The sequence below is a fragment of the Rhodococcus sp. IEGM 1366 genome, assembly GCF_033142425.1.
GTDB lineage: Bacteria > Actinomycetota > Actinomycetes > Mycobacteriales > Mycobacteriaceae > Rhodococcus_F > Rhodococcus_F globerula.
Window position 1 is genome coordinate 526266 of record NZ_JAWLRZ010000006.1, and the last position, 14426, is coordinate 540691.

Below are 14426 nucleotides of genomic sequence, written 5' to 3' on the forward strand. Positions count from 1 at the left end.
GAACGTATATGGGAGTATCGGGTCATGTTGACGATCCTCCTGTACCTGATTGTCATGGCGCTTGTCGGCGGGATGATTTTCCTTGCCGCGAGTGCAGTATTCGGGCGCTCGGAAGAACTGCCGCCGCTTCCTCCCGGCACCACAGCGGCTGTGCTTCCCGCGGAAGGTGTGACAAGCGCCGACGTCGACGCATTGCGATTTCAGCAGGTTCTGCGCGGGTACAAGGCCAGTGAAGTGGATTGGGCCCTGCATCGGCTCGGGATGGAAATCGACTCTCTCCGTGCGCAATTGGAAGCAAGGTCGGATGCTGCCCCAGAAGTGGAGGGCCAGGAGGCGGCGGCCGTGAGTGGCTCGGAGGCGGCGGCCGTGAGTGACTCGGAGGCGGCGGCCGTGAGTGAGCGCCCGGACGATGTCTGACGGAGTTGTTCGCTGCGACTGGGTGATCGAATCACCTGGAGACACGCTGTACCGCGATTACCACGACCAGGAATGGGGGCAACCCCTCCACGGTCGTGACGCCCTGTTCGAGCGACTCGCGCTCGAAGCATTTCAATCAGGTTTGTCGTGGATCACGATTTTGCGAAAGCGTGAGGCTTTCCGATCGGCCTTCGACGGATTTGTTCCCGGGAAAGTCGCCGAATACGGCCAAGCGGACGTTGACCGCTTGCTCGCGGATTCCTCGATAATTCGCAATCGGGCCAAAATCGAGGCAACAATTTCCAATGCGCGGGTTCTCGTGAATTCACCGGAATTGGATCTTGATGCGTTGCTCTGGTCGTTTGCACCGCCCCGCCGCACCGCACGACTCGCTTCAATTGCAGACGTTCCCGCTATCACCGAAGAATCAACCGCCATGGCCAAGGAACTCAAACGGCTGGGCTTCAAGTTTATCGGCCCTACCACGGCATATGCGCTCATGCAGGCCACCGGAATGGTTGACGATCACATTGCCGAATGTTGGGTTCCACCGGTAGTGCCGTAGTAGTGCGGACACGCGTAAATGTGACTCAGATTCCCGGTTCCGGGGCGGATAGGGAACAATGGAGGCTACGAGCCTCGCTGATCGTTGGCGGGGCGCACCGTTTGTCGACGCGCAGTGAAGTGCAGCGCAGATCTGGAGGGAGCAGAGGATGGCGGCCATGAAGCCCCGGACCGGGGACGGTCCCCTCGAAGCAACCAAAGAGGGACGAGGAATCGTCATGCGGGTTCCACTCGAGGGTGGCGGACGCCTTGTCGTCGAGCTGACCCCGGATGAAGCTGCTGCGCTGGGTGTGGAACTTACAAACGTCACCAGCTAGTCGGGTCCAGGTAGGAAATGCACCCAGGCTCCGCAACCGATCTTCGGTGCGGGGCCTGAAGTGTGTGTTGGTCTGGGCGCGTGTACGAGTCGAGCCGGAAGGGCAGTTGTGTGCTTGCCGAAGTGATCGATCTGCTGGCGTGCCCGCAGTGCTATGTGGACCAGCAGTGCAGTCTTGAACTCGATCTGATCGACCGCGCCCTCGAATGTGCCCGAGGCCACCGATTCGACATCGCCAGGCAGGGCTACGTTTCCCTGATCAGCGGTGGGTCCACCAAATTCACCGGCGACAGCGCCGAGATGATTGCGGCCAGATCCAGGCTGCTCGGTAGTGGGCATTTTGATCCGCTGATGGAAGCGGTTACGGCGGCGTGTGCTCGCTCAGGGGGTGTCGACCCGGCGCGGATTGTCGAAATCGGTTCCGGCACAGGACAATATCTCGAGCATGTGATCAGCGGACTCCCGGATTCTCGGGGTATCGCCCTCGATGTCTCGAAATTCGCGGCCCGGCGAGCAGCCAAGGTCCACGACAGAATCGGGTCGATCGTCGCGGACGTGTGGAAGCCCTTGCCCATTCGTGACGGCGTTATCTCTCACGTGCTCTGTGTGTTCGCTCCGCGCAACGGTGAGCAGTCCCACCGCGTTCTGGCCGACGAGGGCGTTCTCGTGGTTCTCACGCCCACGGACAGGCATCTGCGTGAGCTGATCGAGTTGCTCGGCATGGTTCGCGTCGACGACAAGAAAGTGGAACGGCTCGGATCGTCCATGGCCGGACTGTTCGAGCGCGAACACTCCGAGGGTGTCGAGTTCACCATGCACCTCACGCACGACGAGGTTCTCGATCTGGTGGGCATGGGGCCTTCCGCGCGGCACCTTACGGCGCAGCAACTCGAAGCCTCGGTAGCGGAACTGCCCGAACTCACACCGATCACCGCGTCTGCGACGATCTCCAGTTACCGCAAGGTCAACCGCGGCGTCTGATCGCGTCGTCGTAGACGTCGATGGTTTGTCTGGCGATCTCGGCCCACGAGAAATGCTCGATGGCGCGGACCCGGCCGGCCCGCCCCATCGCGTCGGCACCCGTTTTGTCGGCAACAACCTCGTTGACCGTCGCGGCCAAGGATTCCTCGAAGGCAGCAGGCTCGTACGCGTTGTAGTGGACGAGTCGCCCGGTCACGCCGTCGTCGACCACCTCGGGGATTCCGCCCACATCCGAAGCGACAACAGCGGTTTCGCAGGCCATGGCTTCGAGGTTGACGATCCCCAACGGCTCGTACACCGACGGGCAAACGAAGACTGTTGCGGCCGAAAGTATTTCGCGGATCTGTTCGGTGGGCAGCATCTCGCGAACCCAGAACACGTTGCCGCGGTGCGCGGCGAGGGCCGCTACTGCCTGCTCCGTCTCGGCCGCTATTTCCGGTGTATCGGGAGCACCAGCACACAGGACAAGCTGGATGGACGGGTCGAAATCGTGTGCCGCCGCGATCAGATGGCCGACGCCCTTCTGACGTGTGATGCGGCCGACGAACGCCACGATCGGTTGGCTGACATCGACGCCGATCGCCGTCAACGCAGACGCTTCGCCGGTTCCGGCCGGACCGGGATGCCACACACTCGTGTCGATCCCGTTGCGAACCACATGGATACGGCTCGGATCGAGCGACGGGTACGCGTCGAGGACGTCGGCGCGCATCCCGGCACTGACCGCGATGACAGCGTCGGCATGCTCCACGGCCGTGCGCTCGGACCACGACGAGACGCGGTAGCCGCCGCCCAACTGCTCGGCCTTCCACGGACGCCGGGGTTCGAGCGAATGCGCGGTCAGAATGTGGGGGACGTCGTAGAGCGCCGACGCCAGATGTCCGGCCAGTCCGGTGTACCAGGTATGGGAATGGACAATATCGACACCGCTTGCGGCCGCAGCCATCCGAAGCTCGGTGGACAGCGTTGTCAACGCGGGGTTGGCGCCGTCCAACGCGGGATCGGGGGAGTGGACGATCGCGTCGTCGCGCGGCGCTCCCATGCAGTGAACGTCGACGTCGACGAGCCGTTTCAACTGAGCGACCAGCTCGGTGACGTGCACGCCTGCACCGCCGTAGATCTCCGGTGGGTATTCCTTGGTCATCATCGCGACTCGCACCGGCTAAACCTAACCGCCCGTGGTCGATCCGGCTACCGGCCGGCGCACTTCGAGAGTGTCGCGGACCGCTTCGCTAGCGGGACTACCGGAGTGCGGATAGGTTAAGCGTGTGAGAAGCCAGCCGCATGTGCTTGGAATCGTCCTCGCCGGGGGCGAGGGCAAACGTCTCTATCCGCTGACGGCGGATAGAGCTAAACCAGCGGTGCCGTTCGGCGGCGCCTATCGACTGATCGACTTCGTGTTGAGCAACCTGGTGAACGCGGGCTATCTGCGTCTCTGTGTGCTCACGCAATACAAGTCGCATTCACTCGACCGACATATATCGCAGACGTGGCGGTTGTCCGGGTTTGCGGGTGAGTACATCACCCCGGTCCCGGCGCAGCAGCGACTCGGGCCGCGCTGGTACACCGGCAGCGCCGACGCAATCCTGCAGTCGCTCAACCTCGTTTACGACGAAGACCCCGAGTACATCGTGGTGTTCGGCGCCGACCACGTGTACCGCATGGACCCCGAGCAGATGGTGCAGCACCACATCGACTCCGGTGCCGGAGTGACCGTCGCCGGTATCCGGGTGCCGCGTAGTGAGGCGTTTGCCTTCGGTTGCATCGACAGCGACGAGTCGGGGCGCATCACGCAGTTCCTCGAGAAGCCGGCTCATCCGCCCGGCACCCCAGACGACCCCAATTCCACCTTTGCCTCCATGGGTAACTACGTGTTCACCACCAAGGTATTGGTCGACGCCATCCGCGCAGACTCCGAGAACTCCGATTCCGATCACGACATGGGCGGCGACATCATCCCCGCCCTCGTCGCAGCCGGCGAAGCCTCGGTATACGACTTCAAGGACAACGTCGTTCCAGGAGCGACCGACCGCGACCGCGGCTACTGGCGCGACGTCGGCACCCTCGACGCCTTCTACGACGCACACATGGACCTCGTCTCCGTCCACCCCATCTTCAACCTGTACAACCGCCGCTGGCCCATCCGCGGCGCCACCGAGAACCTGGCACCGGCCAAGTTCGTGAAGGGCGGCCTCGCTCAGGAGTCGATAGTCGGCGCCGGATCGATCCTGTCCGCCGCCACGGTGCGCAACTCGGTTCTCAGCTCGAACGTGATGATCGAGGACGGCGCCACCGTCGAAGGAAGCGTCCTGATGCCAGGAGTGCGCATCGGCAAGGGAGCAGTCGTGCGCCGCGCCATCCTCGACAAGAACGTTGTTGTCGGTGACGGCGAAATCATCGGCGTCGACCTCGAACGAGACCGCGAACGATTTGCGATCAGCTCCGGTGGAGTCGTCGCAATCGGTAAAGGCGTTTGGATCTAGCTAGAGCTTGCTAGCGCAGAGCAGTCCTTCACCGAGCGGAAGCAACACCCGAACCAGACGCTTGTCGTCCGCGATGGCCTTGGCGGCTTCGCGGACGGCCACCGTCGTGGCATCACGGGCCGACGGGTCGGCGACGCGACCACCCGCAAGAGCGTCGTGCAGCACGATCACACCGCCCGGACGCAGCAACCGGATACCTTCACGCACGTAGTGCGGCTGATCGACCGGGGTGCAATCGACGAAGACCAAGTCGTATCCACCGTCGGCGAGGCGCGGCAACACGTCGAGTGCATTGCCGTTGATCAACCGGGTGCGAGCGGGAGCGATTCCACTTTCACGGAACGTCAATTTGGCTGCGCGCTGATGCTCGGGTTCGCTGTCGATAGTGGTCAGGACACCGTCGTCGCGCATACCGTGCAGCAACCACAGGCTGCTCACACCGGCTCCTGTACCGACCTCGACCGCCGTCCTCGCGCCGAGCATGCGGGCGAACATCGCCAGTGTCGCGCCGACTGCGGGCGTCACGGGTGCGGTGCCGAGGTCCAACGCTCGGTCCCGCGCCGCGGTAAAAATCTCGTCCTCGGAAACAACGTCCTCGACGTGGCGGAGTATCTGTTCGGCGTGGGTCACGCTCATGAGGTTATCGGGCCGGTCGCATTGACGCTGCAAGGCGCGCACCCTGACAGATTCTCAGGAATCCCTCAGCCTCTTCATATGGCATGCACACCGCGGTGCGAGAGGGTATCTACATCGCCGGAAGTGCACGGAACATCCGGCGGCGATGGATGAGCTGATCAAAGGTGATCCGGGAACAAAACGCCTCGGTGTTCGGTTGTTCGAATCATCACGTGAGCTGACCGCGCGGTGCGAAAAGACCAGGAGGATCCACTTATTTTCCAGATCAACGACGAGCCTCGCCCTCGAGAGTCGGAAGTAATGACGACGGAATCGGCTGTGGATTCCGAATTGATCGGTACTGCTGTTTTCGACGCAACGGGTGAGAAGTCGGCCATGCCGTCGTGGGACGAACTCGTCCGCCAACACGGTGACCGCGTGTACCGCCTTGCGTACCGCCTGTCAGGCGACGCGCAGGACGCAGAAGATCTGACCCAGGACACGTTCATTCGTGTGTTCCGTTCCCTCTCCGACTACCAGCCGGGCACGTTCGAAGGCTGGCTCCACCGCATCACGACCAACCTGTTCCTCGACATGGTTCGCCGACGCAACCGCATCCGCATGGAAGCGCTCCCGGAGGACTACGACCGCGTACCGTCGGCCGGTCCGGACCCCGAGCAGATTTACCACGACGCCCGTCTCGACGCCGATCTTCAGGCCGCACTGGACTCCTTGGCACCGGATTTCCGTGCCGCTGTTGTGCTGTGTGACATCGAAGGTCTGTCGTACGAGGAAATCGGTGCCACACTGGGAGTCAAGCTCGGAACGGTTCGGAGCCGTATCCACCGTGGACGACAAGCGATTCGCGATCATCTGGCAGCAGCACAACGCGCCGGTGATTCCGAACGTGTCGGCGTCTGACGGGGGAACGTTGGTCAATCATCTGGAGGGACGAATGACGGAGGCGCGGGCACCCCGCCAGTTCGGTTCGACCGAACACCTGGCAAGTGAGGCAATTGCCGCCTACGTCGACGGAGAACTTCGCATGCAGGCCTACCTTCGGGCCTCACACCACATCTCCCTGTGTGCTGAATGCGCGGCTGCAGTCGATGCACAGCAACAGGCCCGTGGTGCGCTCCGGCGGAGCGGCGAGATGACGATGCCACTGTCGCTTGTCGGACTGCTCAGCGCAATTCCGACCTGCACCAGCAATACTGCCGATACCTCACCGGGATCGGACGCCGGTTTCGGCGCTATCGGCAAACGCCTTTCACGCCGCTGGCGTAAATGACCTGTCCTTTCGGCCCAGTCAGCGACGCCGTGCATCCGCCGATCAGTGATACTGGAACGCGTGACTGACGGACAGAGGGGGCATTCCGGCGTGGATACCGATACTTCGGCGAACGGTTCGGTTACTTCGGCAAACGGTTCGGTGGATCGACCGGCAGACGCGCCTGTTCTGGAACCCCGCCCGGTGTATCGGCCGCAGATCGATCCGGCGTCGCAGCAGGCATTCAGTAGGCCGAGCGGCGTCGACGGTTCCTTCTCCCAGGCAGCTGCCCGGAGCGTGCAGACGCCCGGTGTTGTAGTCGGTTCGCCCGATCCGGTTCTCGCAGAGGCGTTCGGTCGCCCCGAGGGCGCCACGGAATCCATCGGTCGTGATCCCGAAGCCGACACGGAATCCGAACCCGAAGACGAAGTCCCGAACGACCCGTGGCGTGATCCGGCGTCGTCGGTGGCTCTTGGTTCACCCGCGCAGGAAACCCAACCCGAAAGTTTGCCTCCCGCAACGAAACTGGATGTCCGAGACGTACTGTTCGGGCGTAAGGTCGCGCCATCCGCGCTGGCTGCACTCGCCGGAATGGCACTTGTGATTGCCCTGGTGGGCGGACTGCTCGCGACGGTGATCACTGCCGACCGAAGTTCCCTCACCAGTTCGCACGTCACGTTGGTGCAATCCGGCGGGGGTGAACAGCCGCAATCCGACGTCGCGAAGGTCGCCGACGCGGTGCTGCCGTCCGTTGTCTCCATCCAAGTTGCCGTCGGCGATCAGGGAAGCACCGGTTCGGGCGTCGTGATCGACGACAAGGGATACATCGTCACCAACAACCACGTGATCTCCTCGGCCGCTCCGCCGGCCCAGAACGCTCGGATCCAGGTCATCTTTTCCGACGGCACCAAGACCGACGCTCAGATTGTCGGCCGCGACGTGAAGACGGACCTCGCGGTGCTGAAGGTGTCGGCGAGCAATCTGACGGTTGCACAACTCGGACGCTCCGAAGACGTCCAGGTAGGTGACGACGTCGTGGCCGTCGGTTCCCCGTTGGGTTTGAGCAAGACTGTGACACGCGGAATCGTCAGCGCCCTGAATCGCCCGTTGCGGTTGTCCGGAGAGGGCACCGATACCAACGCGGTGATCGACGCCGTCCAGACAGACGCGGCCATCAACCACGGCAATTCCGGTGGTGCTCTGGTGGATGCGGAAGCCCGCGTGATCGGCATCAACACCGCGATGCTCAGCGAATCGGGTGGTTCCGTCGGGCTCGGTTTTGCGATCCCGATCGACACGGTCACCGAGGTGGCGCAGGCCATCATCCGTGACGGTTCGGTGCGCCACCCGGATATCGGCGTCAATGTTCGCACCGTCGTCAACGACGCCACCAGCGGTGCTGCGGTCGCCAATGTCCGTGACGGAAGCCCGGCGCAACAAGCCGGAATCGTCGAGGGCGACGTCATCGTCAAGGTCGGGGACAGGCAAGTGACAGGCGCCGACGAATTTGTTGTGGCCGTCAACGCCGCGTCGATCGGTCAGCCGGTCAACGTCGCGTTGATCCGCGAGGGACGCCAGGTAGACATATCGGTCACGCCGGTTTCGGACTGAGGGAACCTACGAGGTTGCTGTGAGGTTGATCCGGACCTGCGCGCAACAACCGGACACACAGTAGGCTTGCCCTGTGTTTGGCAACATCGGTTGGGGCGAGTTCATGATCCTCCTCGTAGCGGCTCTGGTCATTTTGGGACCTGAGCGGCTTCCGGGCGCGGTCTCCTGGGTTACACGATCACTGAGGCAGGTACGTGAATATGCTTCCGGAGCCCAGAATCAGCTCAAGGAAGAACTGGGCACCGACTTCGAGGATCTGCGTAAACCACTCGCAGATCTGAACAAGCTGCGCGGGATGACCCCGCGCGCTGTGATCACCCAGCATCTTCTCGACGGAGACGACTCCCTCTTCACCGGAGACTTCGACAAGAAGTCCCAAAGCGGTGGGAAGTCCCAGAGCGGCAGCGGTGTGAAGCCCCAGAGTGGCGCTCAGGAACCGATGTCACTCACGAAGGACAAGCCTCTCGCAGCCGGAGAGCGTCCACCGGTCGACCTCGACGCAACCTGAGCGCAACCCGCTACATATTGCGCACAGTGTTGATGCCGAGCGACATTCCGGCGAGTCCGCGCTGACGGACGGCCAACTTGTCCGCGATCTCCGTCAATGCCTTCGCGGCAGCGCTCTCCGGTGCACTCAGCACGATCGGCGTGCCGGCGTCACCGGCTTCGCGAACCGACGGATCGAGCGGAATCTGGCCGAGCAGCGGAACCTTCGCGCCGACTGCCTTGGTGAGGCGATCGGATACCGTCTGGCCGCCGCCCGTTCCGAAGACATCCATGCGGGTGCCGTCCGGCAGTTCGAGCCACGACATGTTCTCGACGACGCCGGCAACACGCTGACGGGTCTGTAGTGCGATGGCACCGGCGCGCTCGGCAACCTCGGCGGCTGCTTGCTGCGGAGTGGTGACCACCAGAATCTCGGCGCTCGGGATGAGCTGGGCCACCGAGATGGCGATGTCACCCGTTCCGGGCGGAAGGTCAAGCAGAAGGATGTCCAGATCGCCCCAGAAGACATCGGCCAGGAACTGCTGAAGCGCGCGGTGCAGCATCGGGCCACGCCACACGACCGGGGTGTTGCCCTGAGTGAACTGGGCGATGGAAATCATCTTCACGTCGTGCGCGACGGGCGGCATGATCATCTTCTCGACCTGCGTTGGCTTGGCGTCGGTACCGAGCATACGAGGGATGGAATGACCGTAGATATCGGCGTCGAGAACACCGACGGACAGGCCGCGTGCTGCTAGTGCAGCCGCGAGATTAACTGTCACACTGGACTTTCCGACACCACCCTTGCCGGAGGCGACGGCGTACACACGGGTGAGAGAGCCGGGCTGGGCGAAGGGGATCACCGGTTCGGCGGAGTCGCCGCGCAGCGACTTGCGAAGTTCCGTGCGCTGCGCGTCGTCCATCACGTCGAGTTCGACGCGAATGGCACCAACACCGGCGACGTCGGCAACTGCCTTGGTGACGCGCTCGGTGATCTCGGTGCGCATCGGGCACCCTGCGGTGGTGAGGTATATCCCGATGTCGACGCTGTTGTCTTGCGCGAGCGTGATGTTCCTGACCATCCCCAATTCGGTGATGGGTTTGCGGATCTCAGGGTCGAGAACTCGCGCGAGCGCGGAGCGAACGTCGGACTCGGTCAGTGCGGACATGGCTCCATGGTAGGTGTCGGCAGATCAGTGAATGCGAGGCAGGTCCGATGCGGCGGGCACGATGCCGGTGGAGTAACCGGCAGTCCAGGCCAGGACGTTGGCGACATAGGCAGCCGAGTTGTTGTAGCGATGGATTGCTTTGGCGGCCTGCGTGAGGTCCTGCATGTTCAATCCGCCGTCGCACAGGTACTTTCCGGTGGTCAGTGCCGAGTCGAAGAGGTTCTGCGGATCGGAGATGCCGTCACCGTTGCCGTCGCCGGCGTACTGCGTCCACGTGGACGGGATGAACTGCATCGGGCCGACTGCGCGGTCGTAGACGGTGTCGCCGTCGAGTGCGCCGCCGTCGGTGTCCATGATCACGGCCTGGCCGGGGAGGCTGCCGTTGAGGGGCAGTCCGATGACAGGTTCGAAGAGGTTGCCGTTTGCGTCGGCGTCCTTGCCGTCGTGGGCGTGGCCGGATTCGACGCGGCCGATTCCTGCCATCAGGGTCCACTGCATGTTGCAGGTGGGGTTCTCGACAGCGAGGATGCGCTCGGCGTTCTGATAGGCGGCGACGCTCACGCTGGGGATGCCGAGGGCGCCTTCGGCCATCGAAGCGGGCAGTGGGGGTGTGGCCTGGACCGGTGCGAGCGGGGCGGGCTCGGCTACTACTGGCGCTGCGGCCAGGTCGGCGACGGGAAGGATCTGAGCTTGCGGCTCCTGCGTGGCCGGGGTCTCGAGTGACCCCACGGCGGTTTCGGCGCTGGCGGCATTGACGAAAGGCATATCGGATGCCGCTCCGGCGGAGTTCGCTGCTGTAACCAAACCGATAGGAATGAGGCCGGAAAGCGCGATGACCGAGTTGCGACGGATGTGCGAATCTGTCTTCTTGTTGTGCCGACCCACTGTTACTGCCTCCTGGACCCCGAAATCGGGGTTTTCCGTTCAATGACGGAATCGAGGCTACCTGATTTGTTGCACTTCCGTTACTCAACCGTGATCTAAGTGGGCAGATCTGTGCCGTCGACGCAGTTCAATCGTGATTTTTCCGGCGCGAGCGTTATCGCGACGTGACCGTTATGCGACGGGCATGAACGGCAAACCCGGCAGCAGTGGTGCGGGTGCGGGCGCGGGTGCCGGTGCGGCAGCGGGTGAGGGCGCCACGGCAGCGGGCGCGGCGTCGGATGTAGTCGCCGGGACGGACGACGGAGATGTTGTCGTGGCATCGGTGGCGGGGGCCGGCGTGGTCGGCGACGCCTCGGCGGTCGGAACGGCGCACGGCAGGTGGATTCCGGGCTGCAACTGCGCGAGTGCTACGGGATCCGGGAGGATCACGCACATGTCGTCTGGCCACGTCCAGCCTGTCGGCGTCAGAATCGGCCACACGAGGCCGCGTGACGTGAGTACGGGCAGTGGGATGATCGGTCCGGTCGGAGCCTGTGGGGTGGTGGCAGGACCGGGCGCGGCGGGTGAGGCCAGCCCGGGTGCTGACGGGTTCGGTGTGGTGGGGAGTACTCCGGGTGGGATCAGCGCTTGGAGATCCGGCGAGAGTGCCGGCATGTCAGGCAGGCCGGGGAGTAGTGGCGCGGGAGTAGCTGCTGCCGTTGCCTGATCGCCGTCCTTCTTCTCGGCCGTCGGATCGACTGCCGCCGCAGCAGCGAGAATGGCCGCAGTCGACGTGGCGTCGGAGCTACCGGTGTTGATGCTCCCGGTATTGATTCCGCCGGTGTACGGCAGCGATCCGGACGGGAGGACTCCACTCTTGTACGCCGTCGACCACATGATCACGTTTGCGGCGTACGCCGCGGAATTGTTGTATCGGAGAACGGCTTTGGTCTCCTGATCGAGGTTGCGGAGATCGAGCCCGCCGCTGCAGAGATATTTGGCCGCCGAGAGTGCCGCGTCGAACACGTTGTTGGGATCGGTAACACCGTCGCCGTTGCCGTCACTGGCGTAGTGCGCCCACGTCGACGGAATGAACTGCATGGGGCCGACGGCGCGGTCGTGGGTCGGGTCGCCGTCGATCAGGCCCTTGTCGGTGTCGGTGATGATCTGGTTGCCGGCCAGGCGGCCGTCCAGCACCGGGCCGAAGATCGGCGTCACAGTGGTGCCGACAGAGGTGGTGCGTCCACCGTTGGCATGGCCCGATTCGATTCGGCCGATACCGGCCAGAAGATGCCACGGGACGCCGCAGCCTGGTGCCTCCGTCATCATCACCAGTTCCGCGGAGCGGTAGGCGTTGAGGACGATCTCGGGGATGCCAAGTGAGGTCAGGACAACTGTTGCGGCTGCGGGGTCCAGTGCGGTGGTTGTTGCGGTAGTGCTCGGTGGTGCCGATCGTTGCGTTCGCACCGTGCGAGGTGTCGGAAGGAAATCGGGGCTGTCCGCTGCGTTCACGGCGTTACCTGCGAGTGCAATGGGTATCGGTGATCCCGTTGCAGGGGCACTACCTGCGGTAAGGGCTGCCGGTCCGGTGGCCGCGAGTAGGCCCCCCAGTAGCGTGGACGCTGCGATCAATCCTCGTACGCGCACGATTCCCCTTTGCTGGTAGCCCGGGTTCGGAGTACCCACCGATATATATAAGAGTCTGTGACTTACGTTACATATCGGTCTCGGTCTATGCAGCAAAACTCAGTAAACCCTCAGCTAAGAATCCCGGCTGTCGAGACTCTTTTTCGAGGAACCTGATTCGCGATGCTTCTTCTTCTGGGGCGGTTCGTGTTCGGCGGTGAGGAGCAATTTGATCTCGTCGAGTTCGCGTCGCAGATAGTCACGAGTCGCGACTTCGCCGAGGGAGATACGCAGAGCAGCGAGTTCCCGGGCGAGGAACTCTGTGTCGGCTTTGGTCTGTTCGGCGCGAATCCGGTCCTCTTCGAGCGAGACCTTGTCTCGGTTCTCCTGCCGATTCTGGGCCAGGAGGATCAACGGTGCCGCATACGCGGCCTGCGTCGAGAACGCCAGGTTGAGCAGGATGAACGGATAGGGATCCCACTGCAAGCTGACCGCAAAGACATTGAGTGCGATCCAAACGATGACGATGATCGTCTGAATCGCCAGGTAGCGACCCGTGCCGAGGAAACGCGCAATACGCTCGCTGACCCGGCCCACCGCTTCGACATCGAAGTCGATGTGGAACCGCCGACTCCCACGGGGAGTCTCTAGGCGCTGACGGGCGCTGGAAGACCGATCGCTCATCGGACCAACCCCTCGTCGTCGGAATCGTCTTCGCGCCAGTCCTCGGGCAGGAGGTGATCGAGAACGTCGTCGACGGTGACCGCGCCGATCAGGTGGTTCTCGTCGTCCACCACCGGTCCGCACACCAGGTTGTACGTCGCGAAGTATCGCGTCACGACAGCAAGCGAATCGTCGGCCCCGAGACTGGGTAGGTCGCTGTCCAGAATTCCGCCGACCAGGCTCGCCGGCGGTTCACGTAACAACTTCTGCAGATGAACACACCCGAGGTAGCGTCCGGTCGGCGTGGCCGTCGGCGGGCGCACGACAAATACCATGCTGGACAACGCGGGCGTGACGTCGTAATTGCGGGCCCGGGCGAGAGCTTCCGCCACCGTGGTCGACGCCGTCAGCACCACCGGTTCCGGCGTCATCAAACCACCAGCCGTATCGGGGGAGTGTTCGAGGAGTCGGCGCACCGGTTCCGAGTCCTGCGGGTCCATCAACTGCAGCAACGATTCCGCCTCGGTTTCGGGCAACTCGCCCAGTAGGTCGGCGGCGTCGTCCGGGTCCATCGCCTCGAGGAGGTCGGCCGCCCGTTCCACTTCGAGGTGCATGAGGAGATCGGTCTGATCGTCGGCAGGTAGTTCCTGCACGACGTCGGCGAGACGCTCGTCGTCGAGGGCTACGGCTAGCTCGTGTCGGCGCTTCTCCGGAAGTTCACGCATCGCGTTGGCGACGTCGGCCGGCCGCATGCCCTCGTACTGCAGCAGCAGGTGGGCGACGCCCTGCCCCGGCAGTGACAGGTCACTCTGGGTAAGTCCGGCAACGTGCTGCCAGTCCACGATGTGGATCGCGGCCCGGCGTCCCAGGCGTCCGCGATGGCCACGGACCGCTACCTTCGACACCACCCAATCGCGGGTGCGCCTCGATTCGATACCCAGATCGACGACAACGGCGTCGACGCCGTGGAGTTCGGTCAACTCCGGGTCGTCCACTCGCACATGTGAATCGAGTACCTGTGCAAGAGCGAGAACTTCGCCGGGGCGCTGGGTGAATCGCCGGATACTGACATTGCCGGTCGTCAGTGTGACGGCACTCGGTTCGATCGCGGTGACACGCAACATCGGCACGAAAATGCGTTTGCGCGTGAACATTTCGATCACCAAACCGAGCACCCGCGGTTGCTGGCGACCGATGCGGACCGTGATCACGACATCGCGCACTCGCCCGATCGACTCACCGTCGGGGCCGAGGACAACCAGGCCGGCCAGCCTGGCTGCAAATACCTTGCCTGCTGCTGCCATGATTGCAAGGCTAATTCCTCACGCGTCATTATCTGCAACAGAGACGCCGAAAACGTA

16 protein-coding genes are annotated in these 14426 nt (G+C 63.3%); 9 read left to right on the forward strand and 7 right to left on the reverse strand.

Going from position 1 to position 14426, the window contains the following annotated elements:
- Window positions 1-24: 24 nt before the first annotated feature.
- The 4 genes from R4P64_RS20860 (at window position 25) to R4P64_RS20875 (ending at window position 2278) form a co-directional block, all read left to right on the forward strand.
- Complete coding sequence (locus tag R4P64_RS20860; RefSeq protein ID WP_317822498.1) at window positions 25-417, forward strand: DivIVA domain-containing protein; 393 nt, start codon at window positions 25-27, stop codon at window positions 415-417.
- Window positions 410-982: a DNA-3-methyladenine glycosylase I gene (locus tag R4P64_RS20865; RefSeq protein ID WP_317822500.1), complete on the forward strand. Its 573-nt coding sequence runs from the start codon at window positions 410-412 to the stop codon at window positions 980-982. The genes R4P64_RS20860 and R4P64_RS20865 overlap by 8 nt, the downstream gene beginning before the upstream one ends.
- A 148-nt stretch (window positions 983-1130) precedes the next feature.
- The gene (locus tag R4P64_RS20870) at window positions 1131-1298 is read left to right on the forward strand and encodes a DUF3117 domain-containing protein (RefSeq protein WP_003945169.1); all 168 of its coding nucleotides are present in this window, start codon (window positions 1131-1133) and stop codon (window positions 1296-1298) included.
- A 110-nt stretch (window positions 1299-1408) separates the two neighbouring features.
- The gene (locus tag R4P64_RS20875) at window positions 1409-2278 is read left to right on the forward strand and encodes a putative RNA methyltransferase (RefSeq protein WP_317540930.1); all 870 of its coding nucleotides are present in this window, start codon (window positions 1409-1411) and stop codon (window positions 2276-2278) included.
- On the opposite strand, the gene glgA is transcribed toward R4P64_RS20875, so the two are convergent.
- Window positions 2262-3437: a glycogen synthase gene (gene glgA, locus R4P64_RS20880; RefSeq protein ID WP_033234437.1), complete on the reverse strand. Its 1176-nt coding sequence runs from the start codon at window positions 3435-3437 to the stop codon at window positions 2262-2264. The two genes, R4P64_RS20875 and glgA, sit on opposite strands and share 17 nt — an antisense overlap.
- 109 nt (window positions 3438-3546) lie before the next feature.
- Here glgA and glgC point away from each other — a divergent pair, with 109 nt between their 5' ends.
- On the forward strand, window positions 3547-4761 hold the full coding sequence (gene glgC, locus R4P64_RS20885) for a glucose-1-phosphate adenylyltransferase (RefSeq protein WP_033234436.1): 1215 nt from the start codon (window positions 3547-3549) through the stop codon (window positions 4759-4761).
- Here glgC and R4P64_RS20890 read toward each other — a convergent pair whose 3' ends face one another.
- Window positions 4762-5397 carry an O-methyltransferase gene (locus tag R4P64_RS20890; protein ID WP_033234435.1) on the reverse strand — a complete coding sequence of 212 codons (636 nt, stop codon included), beginning with the start codon at window positions 5395-5397 and terminating at the stop codon, window positions 4762-4764.
- A 300-nt stretch (window positions 5398-5697) separates the two neighbouring features.
- On the opposite strand from R4P64_RS20890, the gene sigE reads away from it, so the two are divergent.
- The 4 genes from sigE to tatB all read left to right on the forward strand — a co-directional run bounded on the left by sigE (window position 5698) and on the right by tatB (window position 8765).
- Window positions 5698-6297 carry an RNA polymerase sigma factor SigE gene (gene sigE, locus R4P64_RS20895; RefSeq protein WP_033234434.1) on the forward strand — a complete coding sequence of 200 codons (600 nt, stop codon included), beginning with the start codon at window positions 5698-5700 and terminating at the stop codon, window positions 6295-6297.
- A 34-nt stretch (window positions 6298-6331) separates the two neighbouring features.
- Window positions 6332-6667: an RNA polymerase subunit sigma-70 gene (locus R4P64_RS20900; protein ID WP_317822503.1), complete on the forward strand. Its 336-nt coding sequence runs from the start codon at window positions 6332-6334 to the stop codon at window positions 6665-6667.
- A gap of 60 nt (window positions 6668-6727) precedes the next feature.
- Window positions 6728-8257 (forward strand): trypsin-like peptidase domain-containing protein, encoded by a 1530-nt coding sequence (locus R4P64_RS20905; protein ID WP_411742690.1) that lies wholly within the window; start codon window positions 6728-6730, stop codon window positions 8255-8257.
- A gap of 73 nt (window positions 8258-8330) precedes the next feature.
- Entirely contained in the window at window positions 8331-8765 is a 435-nt protein-coding gene (gene tatB, locus R4P64_RS20910; protein ID WP_233364198.1) for a Sec-independent protein translocase protein TatB, read from the forward strand.
- 10 nt (window positions 8766-8775) lie between these two features.
- Here the strand turns inward: tatB and R4P64_RS20915 are convergent, their stop codons facing one another.
- From R4P64_RS20915 to R4P64_RS20935, 5 genes are all read right to left on the reverse strand, one after another.
- Complete coding sequence (locus R4P64_RS20915) at window positions 8776-9912, reverse strand: Mrp/NBP35 family ATP-binding protein (protein ID WP_033234431.1); 1137 nt, start codon at window positions 9910-9912, stop codon at window positions 8776-8778.
- A gap of 24 nt (window positions 9913-9936) precedes the next feature.
- Window positions 9937-10797, reverse strand: coding sequence for a lytic transglycosylase domain-containing protein (locus R4P64_RS20920; RefSeq protein WP_092807244.1), 861 nt, complete (start codon window positions 10795-10797; stop codon window positions 9937-9939).
- A 171-nt stretch (window positions 10798-10968) separates the two neighbouring features.
- On the reverse strand, window positions 10969-12423 hold the full coding sequence (locus R4P64_RS20925) for a lytic transglycosylase domain-containing protein (protein WP_317822507.1): 1455 nt from the start codon (window positions 12421-12423) through the stop codon (window positions 10969-10971).
- A gap of 114 nt (window positions 12424-12537) precedes the next feature.
- A complete protein-coding gene (locus R4P64_RS20930; protein ID WP_045069506.1) occupies window positions 12538-13086 on the reverse strand; it encodes a DUF1003 domain-containing protein in 549 nt (182 codons plus the stop codon).
- Complete coding sequence (locus R4P64_RS20935) at window positions 13083-14369, reverse strand: magnesium transporter MgtE N-terminal domain-containing protein (RefSeq protein ID WP_033234428.1); 1287 nt, start codon at window positions 14367-14369, stop codon at window positions 13083-13085. The genes R4P64_RS20930 and R4P64_RS20935 overlap by 4 nt, the downstream gene beginning before the upstream one ends.
- Window positions 14370-14426: the final 57 nt, after the last annotated feature.